At 47.5% G+C, this 24,156-nt stretch carries 10 protein-coding genes and 2 pseudogenes; 3 read left to right on the forward strand and 9 right to left on the reverse strand.

Annotation, left to right across the window (positions count from 1 at the left end):
• Positions 1-82: 82 nt before the first annotated feature.
• Entirely contained in the window at positions 83-6,415 is a 6,333-nt protein-coding gene (locus NSS78_RS09465) for a hypothetical protein (protein WP_342468371.1), read from the forward strand.
• 102 nt (positions 6,416-6,517) lie between these two features.
• Here NSS78_RS09465 and NSS78_RS09470 read toward each other — a convergent pair.
• Positions 6,518-6,697, reverse strand: a pseudogene (locus NSS78_RS09470) (LLM class flavin-dependent oxidoreductase); the annotation flags it as partial.
• A gap of 80 nt (positions 6,698-6,777) precedes the next feature.
• Here NSS78_RS09470 and NSS78_RS09475 point away from each other — a divergent pair.
• On the forward strand, positions 6,778-10,911 hold the full coding sequence (locus NSS78_RS09475; RefSeq protein WP_342468117.1) for a collagen-like protein: 4,134 nt from the start codon (positions 6,778-6,780) through the stop codon (positions 10,909-10,911).
• A 103-nt stretch (positions 10,912-11,014) separates the two neighbouring features.
• Here NSS78_RS09475 and NSS78_RS09480 read toward each other — a convergent pair.
• From NSS78_RS09480 to gltB, 8 genes and pseudogenes are all read right to left on the reverse strand, one after another.
• Positions 11,015-11,203: pseudogene (locus NSS78_RS09480) on the reverse strand (transposase); the annotation flags it as partial.
• Positions 11,204-11,284: 81 nt separating this feature from the next.
• Positions 11,285-11,845 (reverse strand): CatB-related O-acetyltransferase, encoded by a 561-nt coding sequence (locus tag NSS78_RS09485; protein WP_050943960.1) that lies wholly within the window; start codon positions 11,843-11,845, stop codon positions 11,285-11,287.
• Between the two features lie 64 nt (positions 11,846-11,909).
• Positions 11,910-13,277, reverse strand: coding sequence for an MATE family efflux transporter (locus NSS78_RS09490; protein WP_003215779.1), 1,368 nt, complete (start codon positions 13,275-13,277; stop codon positions 11,910-11,912).
• Positions 13,278-13,296: 19 nt separating this feature from the next.
• Positions 13,297-14,781 carry a D-alanyl-D-alanine carboxypeptidase/D-alanyl-D-alanine-endopeptidase gene (gene dacB / locus NSS78_RS09495; protein WP_212046018.1) on the reverse strand — a complete coding sequence of 495 codons (1,485 nt, stop codon included), beginning with the start codon at positions 14,779-14,781 and terminating at the stop codon, positions 13,297-13,299.
• 127 nt (positions 14,782-14,908) lie between these two features.
• Positions 14,909-15,889 carry a pectinesterase family protein gene (locus NSS78_RS09500; protein WP_106035439.1) on the reverse strand — a complete coding sequence of 327 codons (981 nt, stop codon included), beginning with the start codon at positions 15,887-15,889 and terminating at the stop codon, positions 14,909-14,911.
• A 92-nt stretch (positions 15,890-15,981) separates the two neighbouring features.
• Positions 15,982-16,683 (reverse strand): DUF421 domain-containing protein, encoded by a 702-nt coding sequence (locus tag NSS78_RS09505; protein WP_212046017.1) that lies wholly within the window; start codon positions 16,681-16,683, stop codon positions 15,982-15,984.
• Between the two features lie 282 nt (positions 16,684-16,965).
• The gene (gene gltD / locus NSS78_RS09510; RefSeq protein ID WP_106032542.1) at positions 16,966-18,450 is read right to left on the reverse strand and encodes a glutamate synthase small subunit; all 1,485 of its coding nucleotides are present in this window, start codon (positions 18,448-18,450) and stop codon (positions 16,966-16,968) included.
• A 16-nt stretch (positions 18,451-18,466) separates the two neighbouring features.
• Positions 18,467-23,038, reverse strand: a complete 4,572-nt coding sequence (gltB, locus tag NSS78_RS09515) for a glutamate synthase large subunit (RefSeq protein ID WP_137055116.1) — start codon at positions 23,036-23,038, stop codon at positions 18,467-18,469.
• A 153-nt stretch (positions 23,039-23,191) separates the two neighbouring features.
• On the opposite strand from gltB, the gene NSS78_RS09520 reads away from it, so the two are divergent.
• Positions 23,192-24,094 carry a LysR family transcriptional regulator gene (locus NSS78_RS09520; RefSeq protein ID WP_050943953.1) on the forward strand — a complete coding sequence of 301 codons (903 nt, stop codon included), beginning with the start codon at positions 23,192-23,194 and terminating at the stop codon, positions 24,092-24,094.
• The last annotated feature ends 62 nt before the right edge of the window (positions 24,095-24,156 follow it).

The following is a 24,156-nucleotide window of genomic DNA, read 5'->3' on the forward strand; positions in this document are numbered from 1 at the left end:
GATGATTTTCGAAATGATGATTTTCTAGGTTTTACTTCCAATTTAAAAATTTGCACATAGAATGAAATATCAATTTTAGGAGATGGGCAATTTGTACAATCAATTCGATCACAAATGTCCCTTTTGCGGTAAATATCATGAACAGCCTCATTACAAAAGATCACGTCATGACCGTTCTCAAAGAAGAGACTGTCCATTTATCAAACAAGAACTTTCGAAACAAAATAGACCTCAAGGAAATCCTCTCTGTCACAGTGCAAAAGGAGAAAAACAATCAAAACCAATTCAAAGGGTTGGACGAAGAGGTCCCGCTGGGCCTATAGGACCCACCGGACCTGCTGGCGCTACTGGGGCAACCGGTGCAACGGGAGCCACCGGAAATACTGGTCCAACTGGAGTTACTGGTGTAACTGGAGATACCGGACCAACTGGAGACACTGGTCCGACCGGAGTTACTGGTGCCACTGGTGATACCGGTCCAACCGGAGTTACTGGACCTACTGGTGCCACTGGTCCAACCGGAGTTACTGGACCAACAGGACCAACTGGTGTAACCGGAGCTACCGGCCCTACTGGACCAACTGGTGTAACCGGAGATACCGGTCCAACTGGAGACACTGGTGCGACCGGAGTTACTGGACCTACTGGTGCCACTGGTCCAACCGGAGTTACTGGACCTACTGGTGCCACTGGTCCAACCGGAGATACCGGTCCAACTGGAGACACTGGTGCGACTGGAGATACCGGACCTACTGGAGACACTGGTCCAACCGGAGTTACTGGACCTACTGGTGCCACTGGTCCAACCGGAGTTACTGGACCAACAGGACCAACTGGTGTAACCGGAGATACCGGCCCTACTGGTGCCACTGGTGTAACCGGAGCTACTGGTCCTACTGGACCAACAGGTGTAACCGGAGATACCGGTCCTACTGGAGCCACTGGAGCTACCGGAGATACCGGTCCTACTGGTGCCACTGGTGATACTGGTGTAACTGGTCCAACCGGAGATACTGGCCCTACTGGTGCAACTGGAGCTACCGGCCCTACTGGTGCAACTGGAGCTACCGGCCCTACTGGTCCAACCGGAGTTACTGGAGCCACTGGTGATACCGGACCTACTGGAGACACTGGTGCGACCGGAGTTACTGGTGCCACTGGTGATACTGGTCCAACCGGAGTTACTGGACCTACTGGAGACACTGGTCCAACCGGAGATACTGGACCTACTGGAGACACTGGTCCAACCGGAGCTACCGGTCCTACTGGAGACACTGGTCCAACCGGAGCTACCGGTCCTACTGGAGACACTGGTGCGACTGGAGCTACCGGCCCTACTGGTCCAACCGGAGTTACTGGAGCCACTGGTGCGACCGGACCTACTGGTGCCACTGGTCCAACCGGAGCTACCGGTCCAACGGGAGCTACTGGTGCAGGGTTAACAGGTATTGAAGCGTTTGATCCGGTAATCAGCCCTACTTACCAAGTAGGGCAAGTAGTGACCTTTAATGGCAGTACGTATGTAGTAAATACTGCACCACCGACAGGTACACCAGATACTTCCCCAGACTACACATTACTGGCTGCAGCAGGATCAACTGGTGATACTGGACCAACAGGTGTAACTGGAGCTACCGGACCTACTGGTGCCACTGGTCCAACCGGAGATACTGGACCTACTGGAGACACTGGTCCAACCGGAGATACCGGTCCTACTGGAGACACTGGTCCAACCGGAGATACTGGTCCAACTGGACCAACAGGTGTAACCGGAGATACCGGTCCTACTGGTGCAACTGGTGCAACTGGAGCTACCGGACCTACTGGAGTTACTGGTGCCACTGGTGATACTGGTCCAACCGGAGATACTGGTCCAACTGGACCAACAGGTGTAACCGGAGCTACCGGTCCTACTGGAGCCACTGGTGCGACCGGAGTTACTGGCCCTACTGGAGACACTGGTCCAACCGGAGATACTGGCCCTACTGGAGACACTGGTCCAACCGGAGATACCGGTCCTACTGGAGACACTGGTCCAACCGGAGATACTGGTCCAACTGGACCAACAGGTGTAACCGGAGATACCGGTCCTACTGGTGCAACTGGTGCAACTGGAGCTACCGGCCCTACTGGTCCAACCGGAGTTACTGGACCTACTGGAGCCACTGGTCCAACCGGAGATACTGGACCTACTGGAGACACTGGTCCAACCGGAGTTACTGGTGCCACTGGTGCCACTGGTGATACTGGTCCAACCGGAGATACCGGTCCAACGGGAGCTACTGGTGCAGGGTTAACAGGTATTGAAGCGTTTGATTCGGTAATCAGCCCTACTTACCAAGTAGGGCAAGTAGTGACCTTTAATGGCAGTACGTATGTAGTAAATACTGCACCACCGACAGGTACACCAGATACTTCCCCAGACTACACATTACTGGCTGCAGCAGGATCAACTGGTGATACTGGACCAACAGGTGTAACTGGAGCTACCGGACCTACTGGAGTTACTGGTGCCACTGGTGATACTGGTCCAACCGGAGATACTGGTCCAACTGGACCAACAGGTGTAACCGGAGATACCGGTCCTACTGGTGCCACTGGTGCAACTGGAGCTACCGGACCTACTGGAGTTACTGGTGCCACTGGTGATACTGGTCCAACCGGAGATACTGGTCCAACTGGACCAACAGGTGTAACCGGAGCTACCGGTCCTACTGGAGCCACTGGTGCGACCGGAGTTACTGGCCCTACTGGAGACACTGGTCCAACCGGAGATACTGGCCCTACTGGAGACACTGGTCCAACCGGAGATACCGGTCCTACTGGAGACACTGGTCCAACCGGAGATACTGGTCCAACTGGACCAACAGGTGTAACCGGAGCTACCGGTCCTACTGGAGACACTGGTGCGACCGGAGTTACTGGTGCCACTGGTGATACTGGTCCAACTGGACCAACAGGTGTAACCGGAGCTACCGGTCCAACTGGAGCCACTGGTGCGACCGGAGTTACTGGCCCTACTGGAGACACTGGTCCAACCGGAGATACTGGCCCTACTGGAGACACTGGTCCAACCGGAGATACCGGACCTACTGGAGCCACTGGTCCAACCGGAGATACTGGACCTACTGGTGCCACTGGTCCAACCGGAGTTACTGGACCTACTGGAGCCACTGGTCCAACCGGAGCTACCGGTCCTACTGGAGCCACTGGTCCAACCGGAGATACTGGACCTACTGGAGCCACTGGTCCAACCGGAGTTACTGGTCCAACTGGAGTTACTGGTGTAACCGGAGATACCGGACCTACTGGAGCCACTGGTGCGACCGGAGTTACTGGTGCCACTGGTGATACTGGTCCAACCGGAGATACTGGTGCAACTGGTGCAACTGGAGCTACCGGCCCTACTGGTCCAACCGGAGTTACTGGTGTAACCGGAGCTACCGGTCCTACTGGAGACACTGGTGCGACCGGAGTTACTGGTCCAACCGGAGTTACTGGACCTACTGGAGACACTGGTCCAACCGGAGATACTGGACCTACTGGAGACACTGGTCCAACCGGAGTTACTGGAGCCACTGGTGCGACCGGACCTACTGGTGCCACTGGTGCCACTGGTCCAACCGGAGATACCGGTCCAACGGGAGCTACTGGTGCAGGGTTAACAGGTATTGAAGCGTTTGATCCGGTAATCAGCCCTACTTACCAAGTAGGGCAAGTAGTGACCTTTAATGGCAGTACGTATGTAGTAAATACTGCACCACCGACAGGTACACCAGATACTTCCCCAGACTACACATTACTGGCTGCAGCAGGATCAACTGGTGATACTGGACCAACAGGTGTAACTGGAGCTACCGGACCTACTGGAGTTACTGGTGCCACTGGTGATACTGGTCCAACCGGAGATACTGGTCCAACTGGACCAACAGGTGTAACCGGAGCTACCGGTCCTACTGGAGCCACTGGTGCGACCGGAGTTACTGGCCCTACTGGAGACACTGGTCCAACCGGAGATACTGGCCCTACTGGAGACACTGGTCCAACCGGAGATACCGGTCCTACTGGAGACACTGGTCCAACCGGAGATACTGGTCCAACTGGACCAACAGGTGTAACCGGAGATACCGGTCCTACTGGTGCAACTGGTGCAACTGGAGCTACCGGACCTACTGGAGTTACTGGTGCCACTGGTGATACTGGTCCAACCGGAGATACTGGTCCAACTGGACCAACAGGTGTAACCGGAGATACCGGTCCTACTGGTGCCACTGGTGCAACTGGAGCTACCGGACCTACTGGAGTTACTGGTGCCACTGGTGATACTGGTCCAACCGGAGATACTGGTCCAACTGGACCAACAGGTGTAACCGGAGCTACCGGTCCTACTGGAGCCACTGGTGCGACCGGAGTTACTGGCCCTACTGGAGACACTGGTCCAACCGGAGATACTGGCCCTACTGGAGACACTGGTCCAACCGGAGATACCGGTCCTACTGGAGACACTGGTCCAACCGGAGATACTGGTCCAACTGGACCAACAGGTGTAACCGGAGATACCGGTCCTACTGGTGCAACTGGTGCAACTGGAGCTACCGGCCCTACTGGTCCAACCGGAGTTACTGGACCTACTGGAGCCACTGGTCCAACCGGAGATACTGGACCTACTGGAGACACTGGTCCAACCGGAGTTACTGGTGCCACTGGTGCCACTGGTGATACTGGTCCAACCGGAGATACCGGTCCAACGGGAGCTACTGGTGCAGGGTTAACAGGTATTGAAGCGTTTGATTCGGTAATCAGCCCTACTTACCAAGTAGGGCAAGTAGTGACCTTTAATGGCAGTACGTATGTAGTAAATACTGCACCACCGACAGGTACACCAGATACTTCCCCAGACTACACATTACTGGCTGCAGCAGGATCAACTGGTGATACTGGACCAACAGGTGTAACTGGAGCTACCGGACCTACTGGAGTTACTGGTGCCACTGGTGATACTGGTCCAACCGGAGATACTGGTCCAACTGGATCAACAGGTGTAACCGGAGCTACCGGTCCTACTGGAGACACTGGTCCAACCGGAGATACTGGACCTACTGGAGACACTGGTCCAACCGGAGATACTGGTCCAACTGGACCAACTGGTGTAACCGGAGCTACCGGTCCTACTGGTGCCACTGGTCCAACCGGAGATACTGGACCTACTGGTGCCACTGGTCCAACCGGAGATACCGGTCCTACTGGAGCCACTGGTCCGACCGGAGTTACTGGTGATACTGGACCAACAGGTGTAACTGGAGATACCGGATCTACTGGAGACACTGGTGCAACTGGTGATACTGGTGTAACTGGTCCAACCGGAGATACTGGCCCTACTGGTGCCACTGGTGCAACTGGAGCTACCGGCCCTACTGGTCCAACCGGAGTTACTGGTGCCACTGGTGATACTGGTCCAACCGGAGATACTGGTCCAACTGGACCAACAGGTGTAACCGGAGCTACCGGTCCTACTGGAGACACTGGTCCAACCGGAGATACTGGACCTACTGGAGACACTGGTCCAACCGGAGTTACTGGACCTACTGGTGCCACTGGTCCAACCGGAGTTACTGGACCTACTGGAGACACTGGTCCAACCGGAGTTACTGGACCTACTGGTGCCACTGGTCCAACCGGAGTTACTGGACCTACTGGTGCCACTGGTGCGACCGGAGTTACTGGTGATACTGGTCCAACTGGTGCAACTGGAGCGACCGGCCCTACTGGAGCTACTGGTGCAACTGGAGCTACTGGTGCAACTGGTGCGACCGGCCTTACTGGAGCTACTGGTGCGACCGGAGCGACCGGCCCTACTGGAGCTACTGGTGCAACTGGTGCGACCGGCCTTACTGGAGCTACTGGTGCGACCGGAGCTACTGGAGCTACTGGACCAACAGGTGTAACCGGAGCTACCGGTCCAACGGGAGTCACTGGTGCCACCGGAGCGACCGGTCCAACCGGAGATACTGGACCAACCTCACAAATTTTCTTTGACCAAACAGCAACACAGCAGCAAGTATTTCCTCCGTTGAATTCAGAAATAACAGTACTCACTCTTACAGTTCCTGTAACAAGTGGTCAAAGAGTAAAGATTGACCTATCAGCAAATATTACAGCTAACACTACAGCGAATTATAGTATAAGTGGAAATACTCGATTAAGGAGAAACGGAACATTGTTAACAGAAGTTCCTTTCTTTAGATCAGGATCAGGCGCAGGGGCACAAAGCTTTGTAGTTTCCACCACTTTCGTTGATACTGTAACTAGTACGGGTAATAATGTATATACTGTTAATATCATTATTACAGCACAGTCAAATATAACAACAGTTAACACAGATACTCGAGCTGCAAATGCTGTAAGATATGTATAAACAAAACGCATAAAGGCTTTGGCCTTTATGCGTTAAGGCTGTCGAAAAAATCTAGACAGCTTTATTTTTTTCCTTAAAGTTTCCATTCCCCCATTTTATAATAGAGAAAGCAACACCTTCCATATTATGGTGTTCCGCCAGCCAGTATCTATGATAACCCCACTTCTCCGCCTTTTTTGCTAAATCTATACTATGTTCAAAAGATTCCTTAATAGTGCCTCCTTCTGTCACAGAGGATAAATTTACATAAAACAATTTAACTTTTAAATAATTTGATTCGATGAACTTCGAAATAAAAATATCATTTAACTTAATTTCGCTTTTTAAATTTCCACATAGAATAAAATATTAACTTGTAGGAGATGGGGAATTTGTATAATCAGTACGACAACAAATGTCCCTTTTGCGGAAAAAAGCATGATTGGCAACCTCATTACAGAAAATCTCGTCACGATAGACCTCTATTTGATGACTGCCCTCTTCTTAAACGAGAATGTAAAAAGAACAAAGTTGTTAAACATCACAGCACTTGTGCTAAAGCAAAAGGACGGAAAAAAACAAATAATAAAATTGTAAAAAGAGGTCCTACTGGTGCAACCGGAGATACCGGTCCTACTGGAGCCACTGGTCCGACCGGAGTTACTGGTGCCACTGGTGATACTGGCCCTACTGGTGCCACTGGTCCAACCGGAGATACTGGTGCAGGGTTAACAGGTATTGAAGCGTTTGATCCGGTAATCAGCCCTACTTACCAAGTAGGGCAAGTAGTGACCTTTAATGGCAGTACGTATGTAGTAAATACTGCACCACCGACAGGTACACCAGATACTTCCCCAGACTACACATTACTGGCTGCAGCAGGATCAACTGGTGATACGGGAGCCACCGGAGATACCGGTCCTACTGGAGTTACTGGTGTAACTGGAGATACCGGCCCTACTGGAGTTACTGGTGCAACCGGAGGTACCGGCTCTACTGGAGCTACTGGGGCCACCGGAGGTACCGGCTCTACTGGACCAACAGGTGCAACCGGAGTTACCGGCTCTACTGGAGCTACTGGGGCCACCGGAGATACCGGTCCTACTGGACCAACAGGTGCAACCGGAGGTACCGGTCCTACTGGAGACACTGGTGCGACCGGAGTTACCGGCTCTACTGGAGCCACCGGAGATACCGGTTCTACTGGAGTTACTGGTGTAACTGGACCAACAGGTGCAACCGGAGTTACCGGCCTTACTGGGGCCACTGGGGCAACCGGAGTTACCGGTCCTACTGGACCAACAGGTGCAACCGGAGTTACCGGTTCTACTGGAGCCACCGGAGATACCGGTCCTACTGGAGACACTGGTGCAACCGGAGTTACCGGCCCTACTGGTCCTACTGGTGTAACCGGAGATACCGGCTCTACTGGAGCTACTGGGGCCACCGGAGATACCGGTCCTACTGGAGACACTGGTGCAACCGGAGTTACCGGTTCTACTGGAGTTACTGGTGTAACTGGAGATACCGGTCCTACAGGTGCAACCGGAGTTACCGGCCTTACTGGGGCCACTGGGGCCACCGGAGGTACCGGTCCTACTGGACCAACAGGTGCAACCGGAGTTACCGGTTCTACTGGAGCCACCGGAGATACCGGTTCTACTGGAGTTACTGGTGTAACTGGAGGTACCGGCTCTACTGGAGCTACTGGGGCCACCGGAGATACCGGTCCTACTGGAGACACTGGTGCAACCGGAGTTACCGGTTCTACTGGAGTTACTGGTGTAACTGGACCAACAGGTGCAACCGGAGTTACCGGTCCTACTGGAGTTACTGGTGTAACTGGAGATACCGGTCCTACAGGTGCAACCGGAGTTACCGGTCCTACTGGAGTTACTGGTGTAACTGGAGATACCGGTCCTACAGGTGCAACCGGAGTTACCGGCTCTACTGGACCAACAGGTGCAACCGGAGTTACCGGCTCTACAGGTGCAACCGGAGTTACCGGTCCTATTGGACCAACAGGTGCAACCGGAGTTACCGGTCCTACTGGAGCCACTGGGGCCACCGGAGATACCGGCTCTACTGGCTCAACGGGAGCCACCGGAGATACCGGGCCTACTGGAGCCACTGGTGCAACCGGAGTTACCGGTTCTACTGGAGTTACTGGTGTAACTGGAGATACCGGCCCTACTGGAGTTACTGGTGCAACCGGAGGTACCGGTCCTACTGGAGTTACTGGTGCAACCGGAGGTACCGGTCCTACTGGAGCCACTGGGGCCACCGGAGTTACCGGCTCTACTGGAGCTACTGGGGCCACCGGAGTTACCGGCTCTACTGGAGCTACTGGGGCAACCGGAGATACCGGTTCTACTGGAGCTACTGGGGCAACCGGAGTTACCGGTTCTACTGGAGTTACTGGTGTAACTGGAGGTACCGGCCCTACTGGTCCTACTGGTGTAACCGGAGATACCGGCTCTACTGGAGCTACTGGGGCAACCGGAGATACCGGTTCTACTGGAGCTACTGGGGCAACCGGAGATACCGGTTCTACTGGAGTTACTGGTGTAACTGGAGATACCGGCCCTACTGGAGTTACTGGTGTAACCGGAGTTACCGGCTCTACTGGAGCTACTGGGGCAACCGGAGGTACCGGTCCTACTGGAGCCACTGGGGCAACCGGAGTTACCGGTTCTACTGGAGTTACTGGTGTAACTGGAGATACCGGCCCTACTGGAGTTACTGGTGCAACCGGAGATACCGGCTCTACTGGACCAACAGGTGCAACCGGAGGTACCGGCTCTACTGGAGCTACTGGGGCAACCGGAGTTACCGGTCCTACTGGAGTTACTGGTGTAACTGGAGATACCGGTCCTACTGGGGCAACCGGAGTTACCGGTCCTACTGGAGTTACTGGTGTAACTGGAGATACCGGTCCTACTGGGGCAACCGGAGTTACCGGCTCTACTGGAGCTACTGGGGCCACCGGAGTTACCGGTCCTACTGGACCAACAGGTGCAACCGGAGTTACCGGCTCTACTGGAGCTACTGGGGCCACCGGAGTTACCGGCTCTACTGGAGCTACTGGGGCCACCGGAGATACCGGCTCTACTGGAGCTACTGGGGCCACCGGAGATACCGGTTCTACTGGAGTTACTGGTGTAACTGGAGTTACCGGTCCTACTGGAGTTACTGGTGTAACTGGAGTTACCGGTCCTACTGGACCAACAGGTGCAACCGGAGATACCGGCTCTACTGGAGCTACTGGGGCAACCGGAGTTACCGGTTCTACTGGAGCTACTGGGGCCACCGGAGTTACCGGTTCTACTGGAGTTACTGGGGCCACCGGAGATACCGGTTCTACTGGAGTTACTGGTGTAACTGGAGGTACCGGCCCTACTGGTCCTACTGGTGTAACCGGAGTTACCGGCTCTACTGGAGCTACTGGGGCAACCGGAGATACCGGTTCTACTGGAGCTACTGGGGCCACCGGAGTTACCGGTTCTACTGGAGTTACTGGTGTAACTGGAGGTACCGGCCCTACTGGAGTTACTGGTGCAACCGGAGTTACCGGCTCTACTGGACCAACAGGTGCAACCGGAGATACCGGTCCTACTGGAGTTACTGGTGCAACCGGAGATACCGGTCCTACTGGAGTTACTGGTGTAACTGGAGATACCGGTCCTACTGGGGCAACCGGAGTTACCGGTCCTACTGGACCAACAGGTGCAACCGGAGTTACCGGCTCTACTGGAGCTACTGGGGCAACCGGAGGTACCGGTCCTATTGGACCAACAGGTGCAACCGGAGATACCGGCTCTACTGGAGCTACTGGGGCCACCGGAGTTACCGGTCCTATTGGACCAACAGGTGCAACCGGAGATACCGGTCCTACTGGAGCCACTGGGGCAACCGGAGTTACCGGCTCTACTGGAGCTACTGGGGCCACCGGAGATACCGGTCCTACTGGGGCTACTGGGGCTACTGGGGCCACCGGAGATACCGGTCCTACTGGAGTTACTGGTGCAACCGGAGTTACCGGTCCTACTGGAGCTACTGGTGCAACCGGAGATACCGGTCCTACTGGAGCCACTGGGCCTACTGGTCCAACTCAAACGGCTCTTTATGCCGGAAATACAACGGGGCCTACAATCATTACTGTTCTTGGTGGTACGAACATTGCTTTACCAAGTAATCAAAATATCAATGGATTTGCACCGAATGGTTCAAATGATACTTTTACTGTACAACAAACAGGTAAATACTATATCACATACCAAATTAATACAACAGTTGCACTTTTAGTTAGTGCACGGCTACTTCTTAATGGAGCCACTGTCATCCCAGGTTCTATTCAATCACCGGTGGTCTCAACCACATTTATCAGTAACACATTGATTGTGAATTTAACTGCTGGAAATACGATATCATTGCAATTGTTTGGGGCAGTTGTAACAGCTATTTTAATTGGTGGAGGTGCAACCGGGGCATCCCTAACAATCATAAGACTCAGTTAACGAAAAAAAGAAGGGCTACTTTAGCCTTCAGATTGTAGAGAAACTCATGTTTTTCTACAATCGTTAGGTTGAATAAAAAAGGCATCCCACACACGTTTTGTTTTCCTCTCAACCGGCAATAGCGAAGCCCATGCAGTTGTTTTGAATCTGCAAGGCTTCGCTCTATTTTTCTTTTCTTTTTTTATATAGCTCTTTTCCAGAGGCAGACAGACGATTTTGTCTGATCTTTTCTTGTGTTCCTCTCCCATACATGTCTGGAGATCACTTTTTGATGATTTTTCGATCTTGTACAGCTCTCAAGGAAAGAGATGGAAAATATCTAAGAAAAAAATAAAGCTGTCGAGATTTTCTCGACAGCATGAGAAAGGCTTTTTCAGCCTTTCTTTTTTATGTCTTCTATGACATTTATACATTGTTCAATATCATCAGATTGTAAGAGGTGAAAAATAGATTGGATGACGGTAAACTCTAAATTCCACCATTCTAATAACTGAAGTTTTTCGATGATTTCAGATGAAAACCGGTATTTCATGAGCTGCTGCGGATTTCCTGCGGCAATCGCATATGGAGGCACATCTTTTGTGATGACACTATTTGCACCAATCACTGCTCCGTTCCCTATACATACTCCTGACATGATTGTTGCTCCATAACCAATCCAGACGTCGTGTCCTATGTGGACATCTCCTTTTGACTTTGGATGTCCTTTAATGTGAGAAGCTTCCTTGAAAATTTGATTAAACGGATACGTTGTGGCCCAATCTGTACGGTGTTCACCGCCAAGGAAAATTTTGACTTCGTTTGCGATGGAACAAAACTTTCCAATGTTTAATGTTGTTCCTTCCCCCCACGTCAGCACTTGGAAATCTGGTCCGGCATAAGAAAAATCACCGATATTGTACGCGCTCAGTTCATTTCTTTGATTCAAATACATAGAAGATCAGACCTCCTGAAAAGTGATAGATCTTCGTATGTATATGCTGCTTCACACTTTTACATTATGACTGCACTAGCGCTACAATCTGTTTTTTCTTCCATACGAGCTGATAGTAGCCGTATTGAAGGAGTAAGTTCACGAAAAAAGCCGCAGGATAGCCAATCCAGATGCCCTTGATGCCAAGGGTTGTGTAGTGCGATAGCACATAAGCGACTGGTACTTCTACAAGCCAAATGGAACAAATACTAAAGATCGTTGGCCATAGCACTGTTCCGCTTGCTCTCATCGTGGCTGCAACAATTTGGGCTGTTCCAAAAATAAGATAGCTCCATAATGTAATGACGACTAAGCTATAGGCAATGTCAATCGTCTTAGAATCTGTTAAAAAGATAGATAAAATCTGCGGTGCGAAGAGATAAACAATGATAATAATGAATCCGCCTATGGCAAAATTGAGCCCTAACCCGATTTTTATCACATCTTTCAATCGGTTGATATTCCCTGCGCCGATGAATTGTGCTGCAAAGATCGAGACCGCGATGCCAAGACTTACTGCCGGCATCTGCACATAGCTCACAACTTGATTGACAACACCATAGGCAGCAGTCGCCTGTGATCCATAATCATTGACAAAGGAAATAACAGCAATTTCTGATAAAGAAATAAGGATCATATTAATGCTCGATGGAATGCTGAGCTTTAATAATGTTTTTAGTAGATCCCCTTTCATCAATAAATGTTTTCTAACCGATGCATCGATGCGAAGCGGGTGTTTTGTTTTATATAAGTAGATATGTAGAATAATAAACGTCACAATGGTTGAAATCACAGAAGCATACGCAGCACCGTATAAACCAAATGCCGGCAGTCCCAGCCAGCCAAATAATAAAATCGGCAGCATCAAAATATTCGTTGCCGTACTAATCATTAAGAAATAAAAAGGCGTTTTTGAATCCCCTGTCCCTCGCAGGAAAGTCGTGTAAACAAAATAAAGAAATAAGATCGGCATTGAGATGAATAGAATTCTGGCATAAGCCGCACTTTCCTCCACGATATTCGCAGGTGTTCCCATGAGATTTAAGATATCTGTTGCAAAAAAACCTCCAATGATTGCTAAAGAAAGTCCGATTAAAAAAGTAAATGAAAGCGTTGTGCCAATAATTTCTTTTAATCTTTGTTCATTTTTTGCTCCATACGCTTGTCCAATAAGGATTGAACTTCCCGATCCAATTCCGATGGAAAAAGAAACGAGTAAAAAGAAAAGCGGAAAGAATGCAGAAATGGCAGCTACTGCATCCTCTCCAATCCATCTGCCGACAAGGACAATGGATACAAGCTGTCCGATTGATTGCAAAATATTGCTAAGCAAAAGCGGGACGAGAAAAATGGACATGGTTTTTACTAAAGATTGATTGTTATCTAACGTCATGATGGTTCTCCTTCTCTATCTAAAGATTCTCAGCTAAAATGCTGACAATGTGGTCTTCTATCTCTTTCCCTTTTTCGTCATCAACAAGATGATTTAACAAAATGGAAAAAGCGACCGTCTTTCCACTCTTTGTGTCAATATATCCAGAAAGTGTACTGACCGTAGTTAATGAACCTGTTTTTGCACGTACTTTTTCTAGTGTAGCAGGTTCTTTTAATCTGTTCCTTAACGTCCCTCCCACCATTCGGTCACTTGCCCCTGCTAACGGAAGCGCATGTTCATAGGTCTTAAACCATTTTTCCTTTTGAATGTTTGTTAGAAATAACGTGAACTGGTTGGCAGAAACAAGGTTAATAGGTGAGATGCCTGACCCATCTCGCAGCACTGCAAGAGATGGATCGATGCCGAATGCAGGAAGCCGTTCATTCATCACATCCAGTCCATCTTCAAAGCTCCCTTTGCTTTTCACTTGTTTTCCAAGTTCCTTCAGCAACATTTCTGCATGGGTATTGTTGCTGAGTTTCATCATGGGAACAAGGAGCTCTGATAAAGGCATCGATGAATGGGTGGCAATTTTCTTGGCTTTTTTAGGAACTTGTTTTATTTTAAGCGGTCCTTTTACGTGAATCCCTTCCGCCTTTAACGCTCGTTTCATTAAATCTAACGCATAAGAGGATGGCTCCCATAATGCTACCCATTGTCTAGATACACTCGCTTTCACCGGAATGGTGCCAGTCAAAGTGATTTTGTTGGTGCCGTGAGAGCGCTTAAAAGAAATCTTCTTTTTCCCTTCTTCTAGCACGGTTTTTACTTGATTGATGACTTGAGGGACAGAAGTCTTCGGATCCATGTCATAGGTTGCTTTTTGCCCAGCTTTTTTGCCTGGCTTTACTTCGAGAATCACGGTTCCTGCATCATAATCTTGATTCGGTGAAGCCGTGAGAGCAGAGATTTGTGCACCGTAATATTGATCCTCATCACTCCAAGGTAAATCAATCGAATATCTTGTGTCATCATACCATGTATCGTCTGCCGCAAGCTGTCCGCGAATTGTATGTATTCCGGCCTTTTTCACTTGTTTGGCAAGTGCTGCAAAATCCTCTTCTAATAAAGTCGGATCCCCGGTACCGCGTAGATACAGGTTGCCATGTAACGTTTTCTTTTGAATAGAACCATCTATCCAGATGTCTGTCGGGAATGTGTGTGTTTCTCCTAGTATATCAAGGGCGATGGCTGATGTGAGCAGTTTCATATTAGAAGCAGGAGTAAGACGAATATCGGCTTGATGTTCATAAAGAAGAGAGGAGTCAGAAGTATCGCGGACGCTGATGCCAGAGATCGCGCCCTCTAAATCAGGTGCTGTTCGTATAAATTCATCTAAAGCTGTCACCCACGGCAGTGAGTCGTCACGAGCTGTCAGTTGATCATCTTTTGCTGAAAAAGGGAGAAATAAAATCGACAGGATACATATGTGTAAAAACAAGATCTGTGAAAAACGCTTCATACAATCCCTCCTTTTTAGTCGCAGCCAATTTTAGAAGAATATGTTCATTATACACAAAAGAACGTTTGTTCTCAAAGGTTTTTTAAACAGAAAAGTCAGCTTTCTTTGACGAAAACTGACAAGCTCTTTACCTTTTTTCTGGATTCCAGCCATCGGTTCCGCTAAGAACAGCTTGCACTGTGATTTGACTTGCTTCGTTTTTCGATAAAATACTGGACCATTTTACGCGGGTTGCTGCGTTGCTTCCTGCTCCTGTCGATCCATATTCTTTATATCTTGCTGTTCTTTCGTTATCACGGTTATCCCAGTTATGCCAACCCTCTGCCTTAATATGATCATCCATATTTGTATAGAGGAATGTCACAGCAGAATGAGGCCGCCACGGACGTCCTAAATATACCGATTGAGCAGCAGCCGTCCCCTTTTTGAGCGTAGAATCGATGAATACATATCCATACTTTTGCGCTTCTGTTGTGGATGCTGCAGTAATATACCCATTTCCAAGACTTTTTATTTCAGCTCTTTTAAACACGGCTGTGGCTGATCCAAAAATAAAATCGACCGTGCCTTCGATATAGCAGTTTTCATAATATTGCCGGCCTGTACCTGTTGCATAAAGCGTATCTTGATAGCCTAAGACCCGTATTTGTTTGAACGCAGCCCGGTCACCGGACACGTATAGTGCAACCGCCTGACCAGCATGTCTGCCGGCCGTATTTTGAAAGGTGATATTTTCTGCGTAAAAGTCGTTCGCACGAATCATTGTGCTTGAGCTATTTGTTGTGCTACCAGTGCTTGCATTTGTATCATGATACGTCAGAATCGTCTTGTATTGGTCTTCCCCGATAAAGGACACGTAAGGTTTATTTTGCGGAAGCAGGATTTTTTCTTTATACACACCATTTTTAATATAGATCGTTACGCGCTGTTGATTGTTCACTGGAATCGCATCAATGGCAGATTGAACGGTTCGAAACGAGCCATTTCCCTTTTGATCGACCACAAGGACGCGATTTGTTTGATTCTGATGTCCGGCTGCTTGAAGTGAAGCTGAGTTCAATAGTAATAAAAACAAGACGACTACAAGCCATACCTTTCCATACTTCATCGTACATCTCCTCCTCTTTGTGAACGTTTTCAATCAAACATTCTTTTTGATCCTATTCATGACACGCACAAAAAAACACCCACTTATAGATGTTATGGATGTTTTTTAGACTTTTCATATTTCATTGCATAAATGCCTTCATTTTCAATCCATTCACAAAATAGAACGTCTCGATAGGAAGAAATGTGTTGCTTTTTTAATTGCTCACTCAGCCATGTTTCATCAAAGCCAGCTTCTTGTAAATCTTTTTTTAAAATTTCACCGTCAATAATAAAAGTTCTAGGTAATTTGACTTCTTTTCCCTTCACGTTCACATCTTCTGCGGTGGCTGTTGCGTATTTCATTTTCGGAAGAACGCTTACCGAGCCGTCTGTTTCCAAAATGGCATATTCAATTTCATTCAAAGCAAAATGACCCTTCGCGCGAATCAGTGTTTGTAGCTGATTGAGATCCAGCATATTTTTCTTTAAACGTTTGTAGTGAATCTTCCCTTGATCAATGACAAGTGTCGGTCTTCCTTCTAAAAAGGCTCGAATACCTTTAAAGCGCTGTGAAAACCATTCAACTGTATAGAGAAGAACGCCCCATACCGCAACAGCAAACAAAATGTGCTGAATCTTGACTTCTGGGTCGAAAATGGCGTTTCCGACCATTTCGCCTAAAATCAGTGCAGAAATAAAATCAAACGGCGTGATTTGTGCAAATTGTGTTTTCCCTAATAATTTTATTATAGAAAATAAGGCAAAAAATCCGATAAACAGTTCAATGAAAATATTAAAAAATGGCACAAACATACCTTCCTTTCAAAGTGCATTTACCTACAGCATGCACATGAAAGGAAGGATCTAAACCGTTTACAAAGTAAAACGTCGTCTACCTCAAGCAATGAGTCATATACTTTGACGCATCCATGATCTGGTGCTTGAATGTCACCTCATGAAAGATGGCTTTTCAAATCAGCTCACTGCCTAGAGCGGAAAAAAGTGATAGTAAATCAAAATATCTGATTCATAAAAAGCCATGACCACTCTTCGGTCATGGCTTTTCTTTATATGTGTAAACACCCTTTGTTTGACCTATTTTGGCAGAACCGAACTCCCCATTAAATAACGGTCTACCTCGTGCGCCACTTGTCTGCCTTCATTAATTGCCCAGACAATCAAGCTTTGCCCGCGTCTTGCATCTCCCGCTGCAAATACGCCTTCTACATTTGTTGTATACTCCCCATACGTTGCGTCAATGCGATTGTTTTTGCTGTCCACGCCAAAGTGTTTCACGAGTGGCTGTTCAGTTCCCTCAAAACCAATTGCAATAAAGACTAGCTGAGCCGGCCATACCTTTTCTGTCCCTGGAATCTCATGAAATTCAAACTTCCCTTGTTCGTTTTTCACCTTTTCCATTTGAATCGTATGAAGCTCTTTTAATTTCCCATTTTTGTCTGCCACAATTTTTGTGGTTTGAATGGAATATTGACGCGGATCTTCCCCGAATTTTGCTTGTGCTTCTTCATAAGCATAATCGAGTGAGAAGACGTAAGGCTGTTCAGGCCACATGTTATCCCCTACACGTGTATCTGGGAGCTTCGGATGCTTCCCGAACTGAACAACACTTTTTGCTTTTTGGCGAAGTGCAGTTGCAACGCAATCTGCACCTGTATCTCCCCCGCCAATGACAATCACGTCTTTTCCTTTTGCATCAATGAAGTTTTTGTCTTTAAATCCTGAATCCAGCATGCTTTTTGTTGCGAGGGTCAAATAATCCATCGCTAGGTGAATCCCTTTAGCTTCCCGGCCTTCAATCAACAGGTCACGCTGCTTTTGTGCACCTGTACAAAGGATGACCGCATCAAACTGCTCTTTCAGTTCATCGGCAGTGACATCGACGCCAATTTCTGTGTTCGTTACAAAATCAATGCCTTCTTGTCTTAGCAGTTTGACTCTTCGTTCCACTACTTCTTTGTCCAGCTTCATGTTTGGAATGCCGTATGTCAGCAGTCCGCCAAGGCGATCAGACCGTTCGAACACTGTGACGGCGTGGCCTGCTTGGTTTAATTGATCAGCACTTGCAAGTCCTGCTGGTCCTGAGCCGACAATGGCAATCTTCTTGCCTGTACGGCTTGAAGGAATTCTCGGTGTGATCCATCCATTTTCAAAGCCTTTATCAATGATGGTGCGTTCGATATTTTTAATCGAAACAGCTGGATCATTGATGGCGACTGTACATGACCCTTCGCAAGGCGCTGGACACACTCTCCCAGTAAATTCAGGGAAATTATTTGTTTTTTGCAGTCTTTCGAGCGCTTCTTTCCATCTGCCTCGATACACAAGGTCGTTCCATTCTGGAATTAAATTGTAGATCGGGCAGCCTGACACGCCGCCTTTGATCTCCATCCCAATTTGACAAAACGGTGTGCCGCAATCCATACATCTAGCGCCCTGCTTCTTCAATACGTCATCTGTATAAGGAGCTGAATATTCTTTCCAGTCATTTTGACGAGTGAGAGGGTCACGTTCATTTGGCTTTTCTCTTTTATAATCCATAAAACCTGTTGCTTTGCCCATTGTCCTCTCCCCTTTCTTAATGAGCGAGGGCTGCTTTTTGCCCGTTTGCCGTTTCTTGATTTTTCGGTTTTGTGTTTGCTTCAAAGGCATACATGACCGCTTCCTCATGACTAAGGCCCGCTTGTTTTTGTTCTTCAATGCTTTGAAGCATCATTTTGTAATTTCTCGGAATGACCTTGATGAATTGATCCTTTTCTTGCGCCCAGTTTTCTAAAAGTGCCGAAGCTTTTGCGCTGTTTGTATAGTGAAGGTGCTCTTGAATCAGCTGTTTCACTTCTTGCTCTTCATCGTGATCTGTGAGTTTTTCAAACATGATCATTTCCATGTTGCACATTCTTTTGAACTGTTTCGCATCGGATGTATGGACATAAGCTACGCCGCCAGACATTCCTGCGCCGAAGTTCTTTCCGACGTCTCCTAAAATGACGACACGTCCGCCAGTCATGTATTCACAGCCGTGATCACCGATTCCTTCAACAACCACCTGCACGCCTGAATTACGAACGGCAAAGCGCTCACCTGCACGCCCGTTAATATAGGCTTTTCCACTTGTCGCTCCGTAGAATGCGACGTTTCCAACAATGACGTTTTCATGTCCATTTTGTACAAAGTGATCAGATGTTTTGACCGCAATTTTGCCTCCAGAGAGTCCTTTGCCGATATAGTCATTTGAATCACCTGTTAAATAGAGAGACATGCCCTTTGGCACAAATGCGCCGAAGCTTTGTCCTGCGGAACCAGTGAACCTTAGTGTGATCGTATCCTCTGGCAAGCCTTCTTCCCCGTAGCGTTTAGACACTTCACTTCCAGTAATGGTTCCGGCCACACGATTGATATTGCGAATATTCAATGATAGATCAACCGGTGTTTGATGATTCAACGCTTCCTGTACATAAGGGAGGATTTCATTCATATCCAGTGATTCATCAATTTTATGATTTTGCGGTGTTCTGAATGTACGAGCTCCTTCTGGCTGATAAAGCAGTGTTTCAAGGTCTAGCTGGCCTGCTTTCCAGTGAGCTTTTGCTCGTTCGCTAACTCCTAGAACATCCGTGCGTCCAATTAATTCATCCATTGATGTAAAGCCGAGCTCCGCTAAGATTTCTCTTACTTCCTCTGCAATAAACATCATGAAATTCACAATATGGTCAGGGTTCCCCATGAATTTTTTTCGAAGCTCTGGATTCTGTGTAGCGACGCCGACTGGGCAAGTATCTAAATGACATGCTCTCATCATCACGCAGCCCAATACGACAAGTGGAGCTGTCGCAAAGCCATATTCTTCTGCTCCTAGTATCGCAGCCATGACAACGTCGCGACCAGTCATTAACTTTCCGTCCGTTTCAAGAACGACTCTCTCGCGAAGGCCGTTTAACACAAGGGTTTGATGCGCCTCTGCCAAACCGAGCTCCCAAGGAAGTCCTGTGTGTTTAATACTCGTTTTCGGCGAAGCTCCTGTGCCGCCATCGTATCCACTGATCACAATGACATCCGCCGTTCCTTTTGCAACACCTGCTGCAATCGTACCAACGCCTGCTTTAGACACAAGCTTGACGCTGATGCGGGCATCACGGTTCGCGTTTTTCAAATCATGGATCAGCTGCGCTAAATCCTCGATGGAATAAATATCATGATGCGGCGGTGGTGAAATCAATCCGACGCCTGGTGTAGAGCCGCGTACATCGGCGACCCAAGGGTATACTTTATTTCCTGGCAGCTGTCCGCCTTCTCCAGGCTTTGCCCCTTGTGCCATTTTAATTTGCAGTTCATCTGCATTGACCAAATAATGACTCTTTACGCCAAAGCGGCCAGAAGCAATTTGTTTAATCGCACTTCTGCGATCATCGCCGCGTTCATCAACTGTAAAGCGTGCAGGATCTTCTCCGCCTTCTCCGCTGTTACTTTTACCGCCAATTCGGTTCATGGCAATCGCAAGTGCTTCGTGCGCTTCTTTACTTAAAGATCCAAATGACATGGCGCCTGTCTTGAATCGGCGCACGATGGATTCAGCAGATTCAACGTCTTCCAAACGAACTGGTTTTTGTTTTGGCTGGAAAGCAAATAAATTTCGAAGGAAACCGATTCTTTCTTCGTCCGCTGCCTTTGTATATTGCTTAAATAGATCGTAATCTTCATTGCGACATGCCCACTGAAGCGTATGGATCGTTTTTGGATTAAAGGCATGGTGCTCACCATTTTTTCTCCACTGGAAGTCACTTCCTGATTCGAGTGTTTGGTCAGTCGCTGCCTGATACCCTGCTTCATGACGAAGTTTTGCTTCATGTGCAATGGTCTCAAGGTCAATCCCGCCAAGCTGAGAAGCTGTTCCCGTGAAATACGCCTGAATGACGTCTTCACTAATACCAACGGCTTCAAAGATTTGGGCTCCTCTATAGCTTTGCACAGTGGAGATACCCACTTTAGACATGACTTTGACGACACCTTCGGTTACGCTTTTACCAAACTTTGTGACTGCTTCATCAAAGCTGAAAGAGATCGCTTCTTCTGCAATCAGCTGTTTGTACGTTTCATACACAAGATAAGGATGGATCGCATCTGCTCCGTAGCCAATCAGTGCGGCAAAATGATGAACCTCTCTGACTTCTCCAGATTCAACGATCAGACTCACCTTTGTCCGTAAGCCTTGACGCACAAGATGCTGATGCAGTGCACTTAGCGCTAGAAGTGGTGGAATCGGCACTTTTTCTTCCGTCATTTCACGATCGGAAAGAATTAATAAAGATACACCTTCGCGGATCGCTTTTTCCGCCTCTTCAAACATCGCATCCAGCCCGCGCTTTAAATCATCGGTAAAAAGAGTATGAATCGTTTTACTTTTAAAGGCATTATGAACAATTGTTCTCAAACCGTTAAACTGCCCGCTTGTTAAGACGGGTGTATACAGTTTAATTCGTCGGCATGAATATTCATTCGGATGTAAAATATCTCCTTCAGCACCTAACCACGTCATCGTAGATGTCACAAGCTGCTCACGAATGGCGTCAATCGGCGGGTTCGTCACTTGTGCAAACAGCTGCTTGAAGTAAGAAAACAGAGACTGCGCACGATCTGATAACACAGCAAGCGGAGTGTCGCTTCCCATTGAACCGATTGGGTCCTTGCCTTCTTCTAGTAAAGGAATTAAATACTTTTGAATGTCCTCGTACGTATAATGGAAGGCACGCTGGCGCGTCAATAAATCATCCATTATACTAGAATTTTCTGAATTTTCTTCCGAGCGATTGACGTGCACCATTTCTTCATCAAGCCATTTTTGATAAGGAAGTTCATTCGCAATCGTCGATTTCACTTCTTCGTCAGAAATAATTCGCCCTTCTTCTAAATCAATTAAGAGCATTTTACCTGGCTCAAGACGATCTTTATACTTCACATCCTCTTCATTTGTGTCGATCACACCGACCTCAGAAGAGAAAATGATATGATCATCATTTGTAACATAGTATCTTGCCGGTCTTAATCCATTTCGGTCTAAGATGGCTCCGATTTGTTTACCATCAGTAAAGGAAATAGCTGTTGGCCCATCCCACGGCTCCATAAGAGAACTATGGTATTCATAAAATGCCCGTTTTTCTTTCGACATGTGCGTGTTTTCAGTCCATGGCTCTGGAATCAGCATCATCGCTGTATGAGCAGGTGTTCGGCCTGCAAGCACAAAGAATTCAAAGGCATTGTCTAGAATGGATGAATCACTTCCGTCTGCATTCAGCACTGGCAAAATCTTGTCTAAATCGTCTCCGAAAGCTTCAGATACGAATTGTTGTTCTCTTGCTCTCATCCAATTGATGTTTCCTCTTAATGTGTTGATTTCACCGTTGTGAATCAAATAGCGGTTTGGATGGGCTCTTTCCCATGTAGGAAATGTATTTGTACTAAATCGTGAATGAACAAGTGAAAATGCAGAAACAAATGTTTCATCCTGAAGATCAAGATAAAAAGCATCGACTTGATCTGATGTTAAAAGCCCCTTGTATACAATGGTTTGACTCGACAGGCTGACAAAGTAAAATTGCTTTTCCTCTGCTGTCCCCCAGTTCTCAGCCTGCTTACGAATGACATATAATTTTCTTTCAAATGACAAACGATCTATGATCTTGTCATTTGCCCCGATAAAGACTTGCCTCACAACCGGACAGCTCTTCGCTGCGACAGTACCAATTTTCCCGGCATCAATAGGAACTGTTCTCCAGCCAATTAATGTTTGACCTTCTTGTTTAATGAACCCGTTGATTTTTTGCTCGATGGCTTGGCGCGTTTTCTCGTCATCCTCTTTTGAAAAGAAGACCATTCCTACCCCGTAACGGCCCTTTTCAGGAAGTGCAAAGTCTTTGCAGCTTTTTCTAAAGAAAGCGTCTGGTAGTTGTACCATTAAGCCGGCACCATCACCTGTATACGGATCACTGCCTTGCCCGCCGCGGTGATCAAGCTGGCACAGCATTTGTAATCCCTTTTTGACGATGCTGTGTGTCGCTTCCCCTTTTAAATGAGCGTACAGTCCGATCCCACATGCATCATGTTCAAATTCAGGACGGTAGAGACCTTGTGGTTGTGGTAGTTGATTATAAGTCATCGTTTCTCTCCCCCGTTTAAAAGATCCGTTTTTTCACAGTAATAAAATCTCACAAACTCTGTAACTTATTTTAAGTTTTCAAATTAATATAAACAATATATAATTTAGATGAAAACAATCTCTTTTTGAGATAGATGGGTGTGAAGTGTAAAAATGGAGCTTCGTCAGTTACGTTATTTTGTAGAAGTCGCAGACCGTGAACACGTGTCAGAAGCGGCTGAAAACTTACATGTTGCCCAATCTGCGATCAGCCGGCAGATTGCGAATTTAGAAGAAGAGCTTGGAGTGGCCTTATTCGAACGAGAAGGACGAAATATCAAATTAACGAAGATCGGCAGACAATTTTTAGATCATGTCAGAACGGCTCTAAAAGCCATTGATTATGCGAAAGAGCAAATTGATGAATATTTAGATCCACACAAAGGAACCGTCAATATCGGCTTTCCTACTAGCCTAGCAAGCCAAGTGCTACCTTCTGTCATTTCCGCCTTTAAACAGGAATACCCAGAGGTCGATTTTTTACTTCGTCAAGGATCCTATAAATTTCTCATTGAAGCTGTAAAAAATCGAGATATTGATCTCGCCTTTTTAGGACCCGTACCGACAAACGATCCTCAAATAGAAGGACATATTTTGTTTTCAGAAAGCATTTATGCCTTGCTGCCTGTCAGCCACCCCTTTAGCGGACAAAGGAGTATTCATTTAAGTGATTTAAGAAAAGATCATTTCGTGTTATTTCCGGAAGGATATGTCCTGAGACAAATTGCGGTTGATGCTTGTAAGCAGGCAGGTTATGAGCCAACCATTTCATCAGAAGGAGAAGATTTAGACGCCATTAAAGGTCTCGTATCAGCGGGTATGGGCGTTACCTTATTACCCGAAAGCGCCTTTTATGAAACCACACCGCGCTTTACAGTGAAAATTCCGATCGATTTTCCGCAAGTGAGAAGAACGGTTGGAATTATTGCTTCTAAATCACGAGAAATGTCTCCTTCTGCTCATGATTTTTATGTGTTTGTGAAGGATTTCTTTTCTAAAATTGAACAATATAAATAATTCATTAAAACAAGACATTTCATTTGTGGAAATAATCCCTCTTTGTATATGATGAGTTACAG

The sequence above is a fragment of the Bacillus sp. FSL W8-0920 genome (genome assembly GCF_038593215.1).
Taxonomy (GTDB): domain Bacteria; phylum Bacillota; class Bacilli; order Bacillales; family Bacillaceae; genus Bacillus; species Bacillus pumilus.